The following is a 13,464-nucleotide window of genomic DNA, read 5'->3' as shown; positions in this document are numbered from 1 at the left end:
GGATCCCCGGCCTTTTTTTATTCCTTGCTGAATACCGATTTATAGATAAAACCGGCAATGATAGCGCCGACAATCGGTGCCACCCAGAAAAGCCATAATTGTGGTATAGCCCAGTCGCCAACAAATAGCGCCTGGCTGGTGCTTCTGGCAGGATTCACCGAAGTATTGGTAACCGGTATGGAGATCAGGTGAATAAGCGTGAGTGCTAGGCCAATCGAAATTCCTGCAAATCCGGCAGGTGCCTTTTTATCGGTACTTCCCAGGATAATGATCAGAAACATGAATGTCATCACCAGTTCGCAAACAAAGGCTGCAGTAAGACCATATCCACCGGGAGAGTGGTCTCCATAACCATTGGCTGCAAAATCCCCGATGGAACTTCCATTGCCGGTTGAGATGATATACAATACTGCTGCTGCCGCGATTCCTCCCAACACCTGTGCTACTACGTAGGACAGGATATCCTTTCCTTCAAAACGTCCACCGGCCCAGAGGCCAAATGTAACTGCCGGATTCAAATGACATCCGGAGATCGGTCCAATGGTATACACCATGGTGAGTACGGTTAAACCGAATGCCAGCGATACGCCCAGAAGGCCTATTCCGACATCCGGAAATGCGGCGGCCAGTACAGCACTGCCACAACCTCCCAGCACGAGCCAGAAAGTTCCGATGAATTCTGCTACGAGTTTTTTCATACTTTACATGATTTTTTTAAAAACAAGATAGCAGAATTATTGGGATCAGTGCATGCCGTTTACCCGAATGATGGCCGAATTTATAATTTTGTCCAACATCATGGGGTATGAAATGCCGTCCAGTGCCGCCATTTTGGCCAGGTGGCCGTCCCAGCACCAGCCTGGATTCGGGTTGGCTTCCAGCAGGCATGGGTTACCATGTTCGTCAAGCCGCCAGTCGAATCTGCAGTAATCCCTGCATTCCAGACGTTCGAACAATCTCAGGCTGCAGGTGATAATTACCTGTTCCGTTTCCCGGGGCAAATTGGCCGGGACCGACTTCAGTGCCTTAAAATAGGGTGAGTCGACCAGCCACTTGGCTTCATACCCACATATTTTTGGCAGACCTTCGGGCAAGTCCTCATAGCTTTCTTCAATGATCGGCAGGATCTGGTATTGTTCCGGAGGATTGCCAATGATTCCAAGTGAAATCTCTGGCCCTGTAAGGAATTCCTCAACCAGAATTGGTTTTGCATATCCAAATTTTTCGCGAATCATCAGTATTGCGTCATCCAGCTCTTCTATCGAATAGGCGACGCTTTTGCTGGTTATGCCGAAGGATGAATCACCGAAGTTTGGTTTGGCAATCACGGGAAAGGCGATATTCATTTCAAACAGGTTGTCACCTGGCTTTATGAAAAAAGCGCGTGCCACAGGCACCCCAACCTCACTTGCTATTCCACGGATGAGTGACTTGTCGTAGCAGAATGCCAGGCACTGAGGCCCCGAACCGGTATAGGGAATTTCCAGCATTTCCAGCAGTGCAGGCACATGCAGCTCCTTGGTCGCCTCATTGTTAAAACCTTCATCACAAAGGTTTAAAACCATGTCCGTTTTACCTTTTATTTTAGCCAAATCATCAATAAGCGTATGATGATTGTTCAGATACGTAATTTTATAGTCATCCAGGCTGCTCAGGGCAGTTTTTAACTGATTGATCGTTTCCAGGTCATCGTCGTCAAAAACGGCATCCGGCTTTATGATGTCGGAACGTTTGGGATCGCCCATGACAACGACGATATTGGCTGTTTTTTTTCTGTCCTTGCGGGGTGTCCATTCCTTTTTTGCCCGTGCTGTAACGATCAGTCGCCGTTCCATCATCCCCAAATCCTGATTTCGCTGTGAATCCGGACTGATTTCCATATGGAAAGTTATATCTGAAAAGCCTACAGAATCGAGGAGGTTACGCAGTGATTCGCGGGTATAAAGCCGCTCGGCATAGAACTGATCAACGATAACACCTTTATCGGTATGGGTGATCACCTCCCTGGATATGAGACGTTCATTATCTGATGCAAGGGTTCGCTCACGACAAACGAAATGCTTTGAATCAATCCATTCCCAGCTGCGTGGGGCAAAGTGATTCCGTATATATTCACCATCTGAAACATCAATAAGGAATTGACCATTTGGTTTCAAACACCGGAATACTTCTTTAATTATGCGGGCATCATCATCTGTACTTTCGAAATACCCAAAGCTATTTCCAAGGATCGTCACCAGATCGAAGGAGTCTGTCTGATATGGCAATTTCCGAACGTCGCCTTCACGAAATGTGACAGGAAGTTGCTCCTTTCTCGAAATATTCCTGCCCCGCTGAATTAGGTAGCGTGAACGGTCGATACCGTTAAGGTTTTTATATCCACGCCTGGCAAGTTCGATCAGGTGCCGTCCCTGGCCACAAGCCATGTCAAGAACGGCATCGTTGGCAGAGATTTTAGTGATTTCGGTGAAGAGGCTGACTTCAGTGGCGGTTATTTTTTGATCTTCAACGACGTCAGCGTCTGTTTTCAGGTACATGGCGTTAAATATTTTACGCCACCAATCAGGTCTTAAAAAAGCTTCAGGATTGTCTACAGGTCCGCGGAACCCAGTTCCGTTCCTATTGGTTTGTTTTTTCGCTTGTACTGCTTTCATTTTATATGCCCCGAATACAACATTCCGGACGAGCACATGAACGAAAGTTAGATAAAAAAGATTTGGTGTAACACAATTATTTTTTCATTTACCACATAATTTTTATTCTGCACAGTTTCCCATTTAGAAACACCCGGAAAAATCCCTATTATAGCCGTTGATAATTTACTTGATATGTCGCATACAGAACAGTTCAGCAGCAGGTGGGGTATAGTACTGGCATCTTTAGGAATGGCCATCGGAGCGGGGAATTTATGGCGTTTTCCAAGGCTTGCAGGCCAGTACGGCGGGGCGTTCCTCATCCTGTGGATTGTCTTCTTACTGGTGTGGTCGATACCGATTCTCCTGGCAGAATTTTCAATTGGCAAGCAGTATAAAATGGGAACCATTGGCTCCTATGCTTCCGCGGCGGGAAAAGGCCTTACGTGGGGTGGTGTTTTCATTACACTGTGTACACTGGGAATTGCCTTTTATTATTCTGTCGTAACCGGCTGGGCATTGCAGTATGTGGGTCTGTCGTTCGGCAATATGTTCAATTTACTCGGCGGAGAAGCAACCATTGCCAAACATCTGGAGAATGATCCCGCATATCTTGAAAATTTCTGGGATCATATAGCGTATGGTAATACAGGTTCCGTGGTTTTGTATATCCTGGCAGTAATTGCCGGCATTGTTCTGTTGGTTCGGGGTATTCAGAACGGCCTTGAGAAAGCCAACCGTATTTTAATTCCTTTGCTTTTTCTGATGCTCATCCTGATCTCTATTCTGTCACTGAATATGGATAACGGCATCAGTGGTTTGGAATATATGTTTTCTGTAAATACCAGGTATTTCTCCGATCCCGCGATTTGGATAGAGGCATTATCGCAATCGGCATGGTCAACCGGAGCCGGCTGGGGACTGATCATGACGCTCTCGTCATACTCACGGAAAAAAGAGGATGTTACGCTGAATACCTTCATTGGTGGTTTTGGTAATAACACCGCTTCGATAATGGCTGCCATGGCTATTTTGCCGGCTGTATTCGCATTGTCGCCGTCGGAATCTGAGGCTATTGCATACCTGCAGACGGGCAATCAGGCCCTGACATTCACGATAATTCCCAAGTTGTTCAGCACCTTCACAGGCGGTGCGTTTCTTTCAGCACTGTTCTTTCTCGCGTTCTTCCTGGCCGCATTCAGCTCGCTGTTGCCGATGCTGGAGCTCTTCATAAGTAACCTGATGGATTTAGGGCTAACCCGGGGCAAGGCAGCGGTGCGTGTTCTGGTGTTTTGCGTGGTATTCGGGTTTCCCTCGGCCTGGTCACTGGATATTTTTTCCAACCAGGATTGGGTATGGGGAGTCGGACTGATCATCAGTGGTTTGTTTATCATCATTGCAGTAGTGAAATACGGTGCCGCCAGGTTTAAAAGAGATTTTATTGATCAGGACTCAGATTTCCGTGTGAACACAAATTATTTTGTGGCCTGTATGTTCATTAACATTGCGCTGGCCGTCATTTTAGTTTACTGGTGGCTGTCGCGAGGTTATTCAGACTACCCATGGTTTGATGAGGAAGGCAACTGGAATTTCTTTGATGTATACAGCAATGCATCGGTCGTTACTCAGTGGTTAATTGTGATCCTGCTGGGCGTTTTATTAAACAATTGGATTTACAAGAAAATAATTAAATCATGAGTACATTATCGATCATCACCATGATTCTGATCATCCTCACGGTTGTAGGAGGGTTCATTTACTTTCTCACCGTGGCGATTCGCAAGGAGAATGAAAAAAACAGGGATCAGGAGGTGAGCTGATCCCTAAGAATGGCCAGCCCTTCCATGAAGCTGTGCGGTTCAAACCCAATGTCCCGCCGGGCTTTATCAATTATAAATCCTGTTTTTGGAGGTCTTTTGGCTGTTTGTTTGAATTTTGAGCCATCTGTTTCGGTTATCAGGTTTTTATCAAGCCTGAAAAATTCAGCAGTCGCAAGCGCCATCTCATAGGGCGTTAACATGTCTTTTCCACTGATGTTATAAACCCCATGTTGCTTCTTTTCCGCCAGTAAAAGGCAACCCATCGCAAGATCTTCGGCCAATGTAGGCGTCCGCCACTGGTCGTTGACGACCTGGATATTTTTTTGATTTTCCAGGCTGTTTTTCACCCAGAGGATAATGTTTGATCTGCTCATGTCATGTGCAATACCGTAGACCAGTACGGTGCGCGCGATACTCCATGAGATATTGGATTGCTGAACAATCTGCTCAGCGGCGAGCTTGCTCTCTCCGTAGAAATTCACGGGAGCTGGTTTGGCCTCTTCTGTAAGCGGACCCTGGCTCCCGTCAAAAATAAAATCGGTGGAGACATGTACCAGGTGTGCTTGAATATGCCGGGCCGCTTCCACAAGATTTTTTACCGCATCCACATTCATCTTCCAGCATTCTTCCCGGTCTGTCTCACAGGTATCCACATTGGTCATCGCGGCTGTATGGATAATGGTCTCCGGCTTGTGTTTACTGCAAATGCTCATCACCTGATCTGCATTTGTGATATCCATGGTCTCATAGATATAGTCGTCGGTGAATGGCAATCTGTTGGTGCCCCTGGCTGTTGCAATCAACTCATGCGTTCCTGAAGAAGTGATGAGTTTTACCAGTTTTTGTCCGAGTAAACCATTCGATCCTGTAACGAGTATCTTCATTTCCGGCTTTAGTTCTCGATTAAAGGAAATTCATAGCCGTAGTCCTTTGTGATACGGCTCCTGGGCAATTCTTCAACGGATATTGTGAACGATATATCTTCAACCGGACGGTCACGCTGGTCGGTAGGCTGAACGGCGATTTTATCGATGATCTCCATTCCGTCAATCACTTCGCCGAAGACGGTGTACTCGTCATCGAGATGCGGTGCACCTCCGATAGTGGTATAGTCTTTCATCCTGGCGGGATCCATCGTGCGCTTGTAATCCATTCCTGTCATGGAACTCAGACTATCTTTCAGATCCAGTAACAGGGCTGCATAACCGGCACTGCCCTGTGTTTGGTAGACCTGAGCGCAATACTTCGCCAGGGAGTCATTCTGTTGCATTGCCCGTTGTGCGATCATGCCCAGTTTCTGCATATCAATCGTAATCTCCTCTTCGCTGTAGACCTGGCCCTGTACGATATAAAACTGACTTCCGCTGCTGGCTTTTGACGGATTTTGCTGATCTCCAAGGCGGGCCGCTGAAAGTGCACCTTTTTTATGGTGGTATTTGGGAACAAATTCCGCAGGTACAGTATAACCGGGTCCACCCGAGCCAAGCGGAAGTCCGGGTTGCGCATTTCTGGATTCGGGATCTCCGCCCTGAATCATGAAGTTCTCTATTACCCGGTGAAAGATGAGGCTGTCATAAAAGCCTTCTTTCGTTAATTTGATGAAGTTTTCCTTGTGCTGAGGAGTTTCATCGTACAATACGGCGTGCATATCACCATATTCGGTATGTATTGTGACCAGGTAATCCTTTTCAGTACTACAGGCTGAAAAAAGGACCATGCCAAGCGTTAATCCGATAAGCCAGTTTCTTGATTTCATAATTGATTGGTTTTTATATCTTTTAAAATTTTATCACCCCCGGCTTCCAGTACTTCCGTCGCCAGACGAAATCCCAGTTGGTGAGCCTCAGCACCGGCTGCCTTGCCCGATGTGCGGATAAGTTGCTTTCCATCCAGGCTTACAAGGCCCGCATCCATGTGTATTTCCTCGTTAATCCAGCGTGCATATCCAAAGGACGGGATGCTGCAACCTCCTTCAAGTTTTTTGAGAAATGCACGTTCAGCCCTTAAACAATATTCTGTTTGGGTATCGTTCACTGCTGCACGCACCGCGTTTTTTATTTCGACTGGCAGGCCTTCGTGTATTTCAACAGTAACACTGCCCTGTCCGACCGGCGGAGTGAACTGATCCATAGCAAGGTGCGCCTTGATAAGATGATCATATTCCATTCTGTGTATGCCGGCATAGGCCAGCAGGAGCGCGTCACACAAGCCTTCCTGCATTTTGCGTATGCGTGTTTGAAGGTTTCCCCGTACCGGAATGATGCGGCAATGAGGATAGTAATGTTTGATGAGTGCGGTTCGGCGTGTCGAAGATGTACCAACGGTGATTTCGCTGTTCATGCTAACCCCGTCCTTTTCACTGATCAGTACGTCATTTTCTTTTTCGCGCCGTGTGAATGCGATCAGTTCAAAGCCGGCGGGAAGCTCTGAGGGCATATCCTTCGCACTGTGGACGGCGATTTCTGCTTTTCCATTTTTCAGGGCCGCCTCGAGTTCTTCGGTAAAGACACCCTTGCTGCCAATCTTTGCTATGGTAACATCCAGAATTTTGTCACCGGTTGTTTCCATTGTAACGATCTCGGTGGAGATTCCTGCATCCTTCAACAAGGCAGCGATATGATGTGCCTGCCAAAGGGCAAGTTTGCTCCCACGTGTGGCTATCCTGATATGCATTAGGGATGAAAAATTTTCATGATTTGAAGACTTGTATCCAGGAATGTCATTTTCGGACTTCCATTTCGTTCCAGGTGGAACAGGGCTTCATTATATCTGGCACTGATCTCCTCCACCTGCGTCACACTAAGCAGTTTGCTGAATTTAGTTAAGAAGGACTTTTCGTCTTCTCCTGAGCGTGATAATTCCGGTGCATGAAAAGTGATCATGCATTCACGCATAATATTTAACCCATATTGAAACAGTGTTTTTTGTTCGATCTTCGAACTGCGATGAAAGTCTTCGGCCATGCGTACCAGTTCATCCATTTTACTTCGGTCGTAGCACAGCCGAACCCATTCTACATAAGTATGATGCTGATCTCCATCGAGTTTGTCAAGCAGTCTGTAGGCCTCATTAACATCCCCGTCGCAAATGCGGGCCGCCTGCCGGATCCTTGCAGGATCAATTGTTGAGTCGGCCGACAGGATTTGGGTGATCTCATCAGGTGAATGTTTGCGTATCTGAACCATTTGTGTTCTGGACAGAATTGTTCCGAGCAGACGTTCAGATTCATTTGAGACCAGCAGAAACACTGTATTTTCAGGTGGTTCCTCGAGGATTTTTAAGATTCCGTTTGCCGCGAACGGGTGGAAAAATTCTGGCAGCCAGATGAGCATGATCTTGTATTTTCCCTCGAAGGCTTTCAGGGTAAGGTTGCGAATGATCTGGCGGCTTTCTTCCTTGGATATATTTACCTGCTTGTTTTCACCTCCGTATTCCGCAGCCCATTGCTCCAGGGTCCCATTGGGTGTTTTTTGCAAAAATGTGCGCCATTCTTTCAGGAATACCTGGCTGATGGCGTCTTTGGATTTTACAGATTTGGTTCCGCTTACAGGAAACACGAAATGGAGATCCGGATGAATAAACTTGTTGTTCTTGGTGCATGCCGCACATTCGCCGCATGCGTCAGATTCGGTAGGGGATTCACAATTCAGGTAGGTTGCATATGCCAGGGCCATGGGTAAATTGGGGGCACCCGGCCGGCCGGAGAAAAGCTGTGCATGCGCAATTTTTCCGGCAGCAGCAGATTTCACCAGCTGGTGCTTGATGTCTTCCATGCCATGTATATCGCTGAATCTCATTTACGCCCCTCCCAAATCCTGAATTCTGCACTACTACGGAAAACTTCTTCCATGATTTCAAGATCTTCATTGCTGAACGGGATTTTTCTGCGTTCCATCATGAGGCGTGCCGTTTCAGTCGCTTTTCCCATCTGATGGGTAATCATCCCGGAAGCTCCACCCCAGGAAAAGGATGGGATAAAGGTTCGCGGGAATCCGGAACCGAAAATATTTGCAGCCACTCCAACGACTGTTCCAGTGTTGAACATGGTATTTATCCCGCATTTTGAATGATCACCCATCGTAAGTCCGCAAAAGGTAAGTCCGGTATCTGCAAAACCCTTACTTACATAACTCCAGGTTTTCACTGGGGCGTAGTTGTTTTTTAGATTGGAGCAGTTTGTATCGGCGCCCAGGTTACACCATTCACCGATTACCGAATTGCCCAGATAGCCATCATGGGATTTATTACTGTTTGCCTGGAATACGGAATTGCTGATTTCCCCGCCAACCTTACAGCCGGGTCCGACACTGGTATCACCCCGGAGCTTTGCTCCCATGTTCACCACCGATTCCTCACCCAGGGCGAATGATCCGCGAATAATGGATCCGGCTGAGACAAATGAATTTTTACCCAGGTATACCGGCCCGTTCGTCGCGTCTATGATTGCGGCCTGAACGCGTGCTCCGGGTTCGAGGAACAGATTTTCACGACCATATACGATCGTATGCGGGTCATCCAGCGGTGCTGATTCGCGATTATTGGTAATCAGTGCAAAGTCACTCTTTATTTCATCGGCCACATGTCTGAAAATTTTCCATGTACGGTCGATGAACAGGAAATCTTCGTATTCACTGGCGGAGCTTAGTTTTGGGTCGCTGGGGTTGAAGGCCGGATCTGAGCTGTGAGCAGCGATCAGGCGTCCATTATGAACAAGCCCTTCACCTTCCGACAAGTCTGATACGGCTTTGGCAAGCATATCTGAAGCAACAGCTGCCGCATTGATCCAGATGTTACCCGTCCCTTTCGGGAATTTTTTCTGAAGATATTCCCGGGTATCGTAACCCATTGAATCTGCATGAAGTCGCCTTTCCCATTTTTCGGCAAGTGTAAGAATGCCAACCCGCAGATCGGCAACGGGGCGCGTGTATGTAAGCGGAAGCAGATGCTGCCAGGTTTCGGCTTCATCGAAGAGGATAACCTTCATGGCACAAAAATAAAAAAGTCTTCATGATTCAGTCACCATGAAGACTTTTTATTCGGAACTAAACCGAATTAATTCTTTTACTTCTTGTACTTACGGTTGAATTTCTCAACACGTCCTGCAGTATCCACAAACAGCTTCTTGCCAGTATAGAAAGGGTGTGAAGCCGAACTAACTTCAATCTTGATCAGCGGATATTCGTTTCCGTCTTCCCATTTGATCGTCTCATTTGACGACATGGTCGACTTTGTAAGGAATTGGAAGTCACTTGATGTATCGTGAAAAACGACTTCTTTGTATTCCGGATGTATTTCTTTTTTCATTATTGTAACCTTTTCGTGCGTTGCCTTCAAAAGAGGCACAAAATTAAATATTCCGCCAATAATTGCCAAACAATATCCCGGATTATTATCAGTAATAAATTCCTCTGGTAAATAGCGGGGTATGAAGTTTTACAAATTTAGATTATTTTGCACACCGTATGAGCCGTATATTATTTTTTTTGCTGGCCAGCTTCTCTTTTTCATCTCTTCTGGCCCAGAGCGTGAATGCGCCTTTGAATGACGATTATTATCATCTTATTGATCGCTATGAGATTTTGCAGGGGGAGATTCATCCTGGATTTTTCACCAACTGGAAGCCGTATATGCGGAATCAGATCGCAGCCTTTGCCGACAGCCTGTCTCAGCGCTCTGATCTTGATGCAATTGACCGGTTTAACATGGGATATTTCCGAAGCGACAACTGGGAGTGGTCGGATAATCCCGATAATTCGAGCCGGAAACCATTTTTAAAGCATTTTTATCGTGTTAAGCCGGATTTATTCCATGTTGATACCCGCGACTTCAATTTACATGTGAATCCCGTACTTCATCTGTCGGCCGGAAGCGCGTCTGATACTGATGACATACCCTTTATAAACACGAGAGGCGCAGAGGTTCGGGGCTGGATCGATCGTAAACTTGGATTTTACGGTTATATCGGTGAAAACCAGATTATATATCCCGGATATGTCCGGGATCAGATTGATCAGACGCTTGCAGTGCCTGGAGAGGGTTTCTGGAAGGGTTATCAGGATAACGGGGTTGATTTTCTAACCGCCCGAGGGTACATCAGCTTCAATCCCACCGAACATCTGAACATTCAATTCGGTCATGACAGATTCAGGGTTGGAAATGGCTATCGTTCGATGATCCTTTCGGATTTTGCGCCAGCCTATACCTTTTTCAAGTTTGAAGCCCAGGTATGGAAGTTAAAGTATACCATGCTGGTTTCCGAGCTTACAGCGGACGTGGAAGGAAATCGTTCAGGATTGACCGGAACGGATGAGTTTCCCAATAAGTGGCTGGCATTTCATCATCTTACCTTTAATATAGGGCGGAAGCTGAACGTCGGGGTTTTTGAAAGTGTGATATATGGTCCGAATGAAATTGGTGAGAGCCGTAATTTTGAGTTGAAATACCTCAATCCCATTATATTTTACCGGGCGATCGAACAGCAGGATGGAAGCAGTGACAATGTTGTGCTCGGACTTGATTTTAAATGGCTCCCTGTACGGAGTGTTTCACTCTACGGTCAATTCATGCTGGATGAGCTGGTTATCGACGACCTGAAGGAGGGCAATGGCTGGTGGGGCAATAAGTTTGGGATTCAGGCAGGTGCCGAATATGTGAATGCCTTTGGAATACGGCATCTCGATCTTCAGGTTGAGACCAATATTTCACGGCCCTACAATTTCTCCCATGATTCGCCATACGGCAGTTACAGTCATTACCGACAGCCGCTTGCGCATCCGCGTGGTGCTAATTTCAAGGAATTTATCGGGATAGCCCGCTTTCAGCCTGCTCCAAAGTGGATGGTAACAGGGAAGCTGATTTATTCAGACTACGGACTTGACACACTATCGTCCAACTGGGGGGGCAATATTCTCCTGAATAATTCTACCCGGGAGCAGAATTACAATAATAAAATCGGGCAGGGTGTGAGTACACAGCAGTTGTTTGCTGATTTGCGGGTTTCGTTCATGTGGAAACACAACTTTTTTATAGAAGCGCATCATACATTTCGTAATGTTGAAAGTGAATTTGAGCCATATTCATTGCGCTCAAATGTAACAGAGCTTGCCATACGGTGGAATATACCAGCAAGGCTGAGTGAATTTTAATATGTAACTTTGCCGCCATTCTTATGAAAACTTTTTTCAGGGTATTTGGATACGCGCAGAATATAGGCGTACGCTTTACATTGTATGGCGTTTACATGCTGATCAGTGTTATCTTCAGTGCGGTGAACCTCGCGATGCTGATGCCATTGTTGAAGGTGCTTTTTAATCCGGGAGAAGAGGGGTCTGTACCTGTTAACCCGGGACCTTTCCGCCTGAATATCGATTACGTTTCCGATTATTTCAATTTTTACTTTAATACGATCATTGCAGAAAACGGTCCAGCCAGGGCCTTGCTTTTTGTTTGTATTGTGGTGTTTTTCTCGGTCTTCATCACCAATATTTTTCGTTATCTCTCATCGATCGTCAGTGCAAAAATCAGGCTGGATGTCATAAAGAACATCCGGATGAAGGTGTATGACCGGGTAACTTCGCTGCACATCGGCTATTTCAGCAATGAGCGAAAGGGCGATCTGATCTCAAGAATGACCAATGATGTGCTGGAGGTTGACAATACGATCCTTGCCAGTCCGAAATCGTTGTTCAGGGAGCCTGTTACCATTATTGTTTACTTCATTGTCCTGTTCAAGATTTCATTTGAGCTCACCATCTTTACGATTTTGGTTTTGCCTGTTGCTGGTGGAATACTGAGTGAAATTGTTCGCAGATTAAAAAGGCGTGCCATTCAGAGCCAGGAATCACTTGGCCGGATTGTGAATATTCTGGACGAGACGATTGGTGGAATGCGCATTATTAAAGCCTTTAATGCCAAGAAGTATGTGACGCGGGTCATGGAGGAGGAGAATGAGCATTACAGAAAAGTTAACCTTTCCTACTACTATAAAAAGGAGCTGGGTTCGCCGGTATCTGAGTTTCTGGGAGTGGGTATCGTTTTAATCATAATGTATTATGGAGGCACGCTGGTTCTGAACCAGACTTCTTCGCTCGAAGCCAGTGAATTCATCACATATCTGGCGATATTCTCTCAGATCATTTCCCCGGCAAAATCGTTTAGTCAGGCTTTTTCAGGAATACAGAAAGGTATCATTTCTGCATCAAGAATCTTTAGTGTAATTGATAAGGAACCGGAGATCAGGGATACCACGGGTGCTGTGAATATTGAGCGATTTTCCGACAGTATTGTATTTGACAATGTGGACTTTGCCTACAATGAGGACAATAAAGTGCTGCGAAATATTAATCTAAAAATCGGAAGGGGCCAGTCGGTGGCTCTTGTCGGACCTTCCGGAGGAGGCAAATCTACTCTGGCTGATTTGCTGCCCAGGTTTTATGATCCGACGGCTGGACGTGTTTTGCTTGACGGGCGGCCGCTCACCGATTATACCCTCGAATCACTCCGGTCTCAGATGGCGATCGTTACACAGGAGTCCATCCTGTTTAATGATACTGTTTTTAATAATATTGCTTTTGGATTGGGTGATGCCGATCCCGATCGGGTGATACATGCTGCCCAGGTAGCCAATGCACATGATTTTATCATGGAATTACCCGAAGGGTATAATACCAATATAGGGGATCGCGGATTGAAGCTGAGTGGCGGACAGCGGCAACGTCTTAGTATTGCACGGGCTGTGATGAAAGATCCGGCCATACTTATTCTGGATGAGGCAACGTCTGCGTTGGATTCTGAATCAGAATTGCTGGTACAGGAAGCGCTGACCAATTTAATGGCCAACCGAACCTCCCTTGTTATAGCGCACAGATTGAGTACAATTCAGCACGCGGATAAGATTGTGGTGATTCAGGACGGTCAAATTATTGAGACAGGTACGCACGATGAACTGGTGAGCCGGGGCGGGATGTACAAAAAGCTCAGTGTAATGCAGAATACTTAGGAAGATTTTGTAA

12 protein-coding genes are annotated in these 13,464 nt (G+C 46.3%); 4 read left to right on the top strand and 8 right to left on the bottom strand.

Annotation, left to right across the window (positions count from 1 at the left end; genetic code table 11):
• Window positions 1-17: 17 nt before the first annotated feature.
• Both aqpZ and LDX50_RS24355 read right to left on the bottom strand, forming a co-directional pair.
• The gene (aqpZ, locus tag LDX50_RS24360; protein WP_225698889.1) at window positions 18-698 is read right to left on the bottom strand and encodes an aquaporin Z; all 681 of its coding nucleotides are present in this window, start codon (window positions 696-698) and stop codon (window positions 18-20) included.
• 45 nt (window positions 699-743) lie between these two features.
• Window positions 744-2,654: a methyltransferase domain-containing protein gene (locus LDX50_RS24355; protein WP_225698888.1), complete on the bottom strand. Its 1,911-nt coding sequence runs from the start codon at window positions 2,652-2,654 to the stop codon at window positions 744-746.
• A 174-nt stretch (window positions 2,655-2,828) separates the two neighbouring features.
• Between LDX50_RS24355 and LDX50_RS24350 the strand changes: the two genes are divergently transcribed.
• Together LDX50_RS24350 and LDX50_RS24345 are read left to right on the top strand one after the other, a co-directional pair.
• Window positions 2,829-4,331: a sodium-dependent transporter gene (locus LDX50_RS24350; protein WP_225698887.1), complete on the top strand. Its 1,503-nt coding sequence runs from the start codon at window positions 2,829-2,831 to the stop codon at window positions 4,329-4,331.
• Complete coding sequence (locus LDX50_RS24345; RefSeq protein ID WP_225698886.1) at window positions 4,328-4,453, top strand: MetS family NSS transporter small subunit; 126 nt, start codon at window positions 4,328-4,330, stop codon at window positions 4,451-4,453. The genes LDX50_RS24350 and LDX50_RS24345 overlap by 4 nt, the downstream gene beginning before the upstream one ends.
• Here LDX50_RS24345 and LDX50_RS24340 read toward each other — a convergent pair.
• From LDX50_RS24340 to LDX50_RS24315, 6 genes are all read right to left on the bottom strand, one after another.
• Window positions 4,438-5,337 carry an SDR family oxidoreductase gene (locus tag LDX50_RS24340; RefSeq protein WP_225698885.1) on the bottom strand — a complete coding sequence of 300 codons (900 nt, stop codon included), beginning with the start codon at window positions 5,335-5,337 and terminating at the stop codon, window positions 4,438-4,440. The genes LDX50_RS24345 and LDX50_RS24340 overlap by 16 nt on opposite strands.
• 8 nt (window positions 5,338-5,345) lie before the next feature.
• Complete coding sequence (locus tag LDX50_RS24335; RefSeq protein ID WP_225698884.1) at window positions 5,346-6,209, bottom strand: peptidylprolyl isomerase; 864 nt, start codon at window positions 6,207-6,209, stop codon at window positions 5,346-5,348.
• Entirely contained in the window at window positions 6,206-7,126 is a 921-nt protein-coding gene (gene hemC / locus LDX50_RS24330; protein ID WP_225698883.1) for a hydroxymethylbilane synthase, read from the bottom strand. The genes LDX50_RS24335 and hemC overlap by 4 nt, the downstream gene beginning before the upstream one ends.
• Window positions 7,126-8,250, bottom strand: a complete 1,125-nt coding sequence (locus LDX50_RS24325; RefSeq protein ID WP_225698882.1) for a DNA polymerase III subunit — start codon at window positions 8,248-8,250, stop codon at window positions 7,126-7,128. Before LDX50_RS24325 ends, hemC begins: the two co-directional genes overlap by 1 nt.
• Complete coding sequence (locus LDX50_RS24320) at window positions 8,247-9,437, bottom strand: GlmU family protein (protein WP_225698881.1); 1,191 nt, start codon at window positions 9,435-9,437, stop codon at window positions 8,247-8,249. The genes LDX50_RS24325 and LDX50_RS24320 overlap by 4 nt, the downstream gene beginning before the upstream one ends.
• A 77-nt stretch (window positions 9,438-9,514) precedes the next feature.
• Window positions 9,515-9,757: a type B 50S ribosomal protein L31 gene (locus LDX50_RS24315; RefSeq protein WP_225698880.1), complete on the bottom strand. Its 243-nt coding sequence runs from the start codon at window positions 9,755-9,757 to the stop codon at window positions 9,515-9,517.
• Window positions 9,758-9,915: 158 nt separating this feature from the next.
• On the opposite strand from LDX50_RS24315, the gene LDX50_RS24310 reads away from it, so the two are divergent.
• Both LDX50_RS24310 and LDX50_RS24305 read left to right on the top strand, forming a co-directional pair.
• Window positions 9,916-11,598 (top strand): hypothetical protein, encoded by a 1,683-nt coding sequence (locus LDX50_RS24310; protein WP_225698879.1) that lies wholly within the window; start codon window positions 9,916-9,918, stop codon window positions 11,596-11,598.
• 23 nt (window positions 11,599-11,621) lie between these two features.
• Complete coding sequence (locus LDX50_RS24305) at window positions 11,622-13,451, top strand: ABC transporter ATP-binding protein (protein ID WP_225698878.1); 1,830 nt, start codon at window positions 11,622-11,624, stop codon at window positions 13,449-13,451.
• Window positions 13,452-13,464: the final 13 nt, after the last annotated feature.

It is taken from the genome of Fulvivirga sedimenti, assembly GCF_020328055.1.
Note: the sequence above shows the minus strand (reverse complement) of the source record. Positions and strands in the feature narration are given on the sequence as shown.

Bases quoted from the DNA above. Each gene is read 5' to 3' on its own strand.
- hemC (WP_225698883.1), bottom strand. From the start codon at position 7,126: ATGCATATCAGGATAGCCACACGTGGGAGCAAACTTGCCCTTTGGCAG.
- LDX50_RS24350 (WP_225698887.1), top strand. From the start codon at position 2,829: ATGTCGCATACAGAACAGTTCAGCAGCAGGTGGGGTATAGTACTGGCA.
- LDX50_RS24335 (WP_225698884.1), bottom strand. From the start codon at position 6,209: ATGAAATCAAGAAACTGGCTTATCGGATTAACGCTTGGCATGGTCCTT.
- aqpZ (WP_225698889.1), bottom strand. From the start codon at position 698: ATGAAAAAACTCGTAGCAGAATTCATCGGAACTTTCTGGCTCGTGCTG.
- LDX50_RS24355 (WP_225698888.1), bottom strand. From the start codon at position 2,654: ATGAAAGCAGTACAAGCGAAAAAACAAACCAATAGGAACGGAACTGGG.
- LDX50_RS24315 (WP_225698880.1), bottom strand. From the start codon at position 9,757: ATGAAAAAAGAAATACATCCGGAATACAAAGAAGTCGTTTTTCACGAT.
- LDX50_RS24345 (WP_225698886.1), top strand. From the start codon at position 4,328: ATGAGTACATTATCGATCATCACCATGATTCTGATCATCCTCACGGTT.
- LDX50_RS24310 (WP_225698879.1), top strand. From the start codon at position 9,916: ATGAGCCGTATATTATTTTTTTTGCTGGCCAGCTTCTCTTTTTCATCT.
- LDX50_RS24340 (WP_225698885.1), bottom strand. From the start codon at position 5,337: ATGAAGATACTCGTTACAGGATCGAATGGTTTACTCGGACAAAAACTG.
- LDX50_RS24320 (WP_225698881.1), bottom strand. From the start codon at position 9,437: ATGAAGGTTATCCTCTTCGATGAAGCCGAAACCTGGCAGCATCTGCTT.
- LDX50_RS24325 (WP_225698882.1), bottom strand. From the start codon at position 8,250: ATGAGATTCAGCGATATACATGGCATGGAAGACATCAAGCACCAGCTG.
- LDX50_RS24305 (WP_225698878.1), top strand. From the start codon at position 11,622: ATGAAAACTTTTTTCAGGGTATTTGGATACGCGCAGAATATAGGCGTA.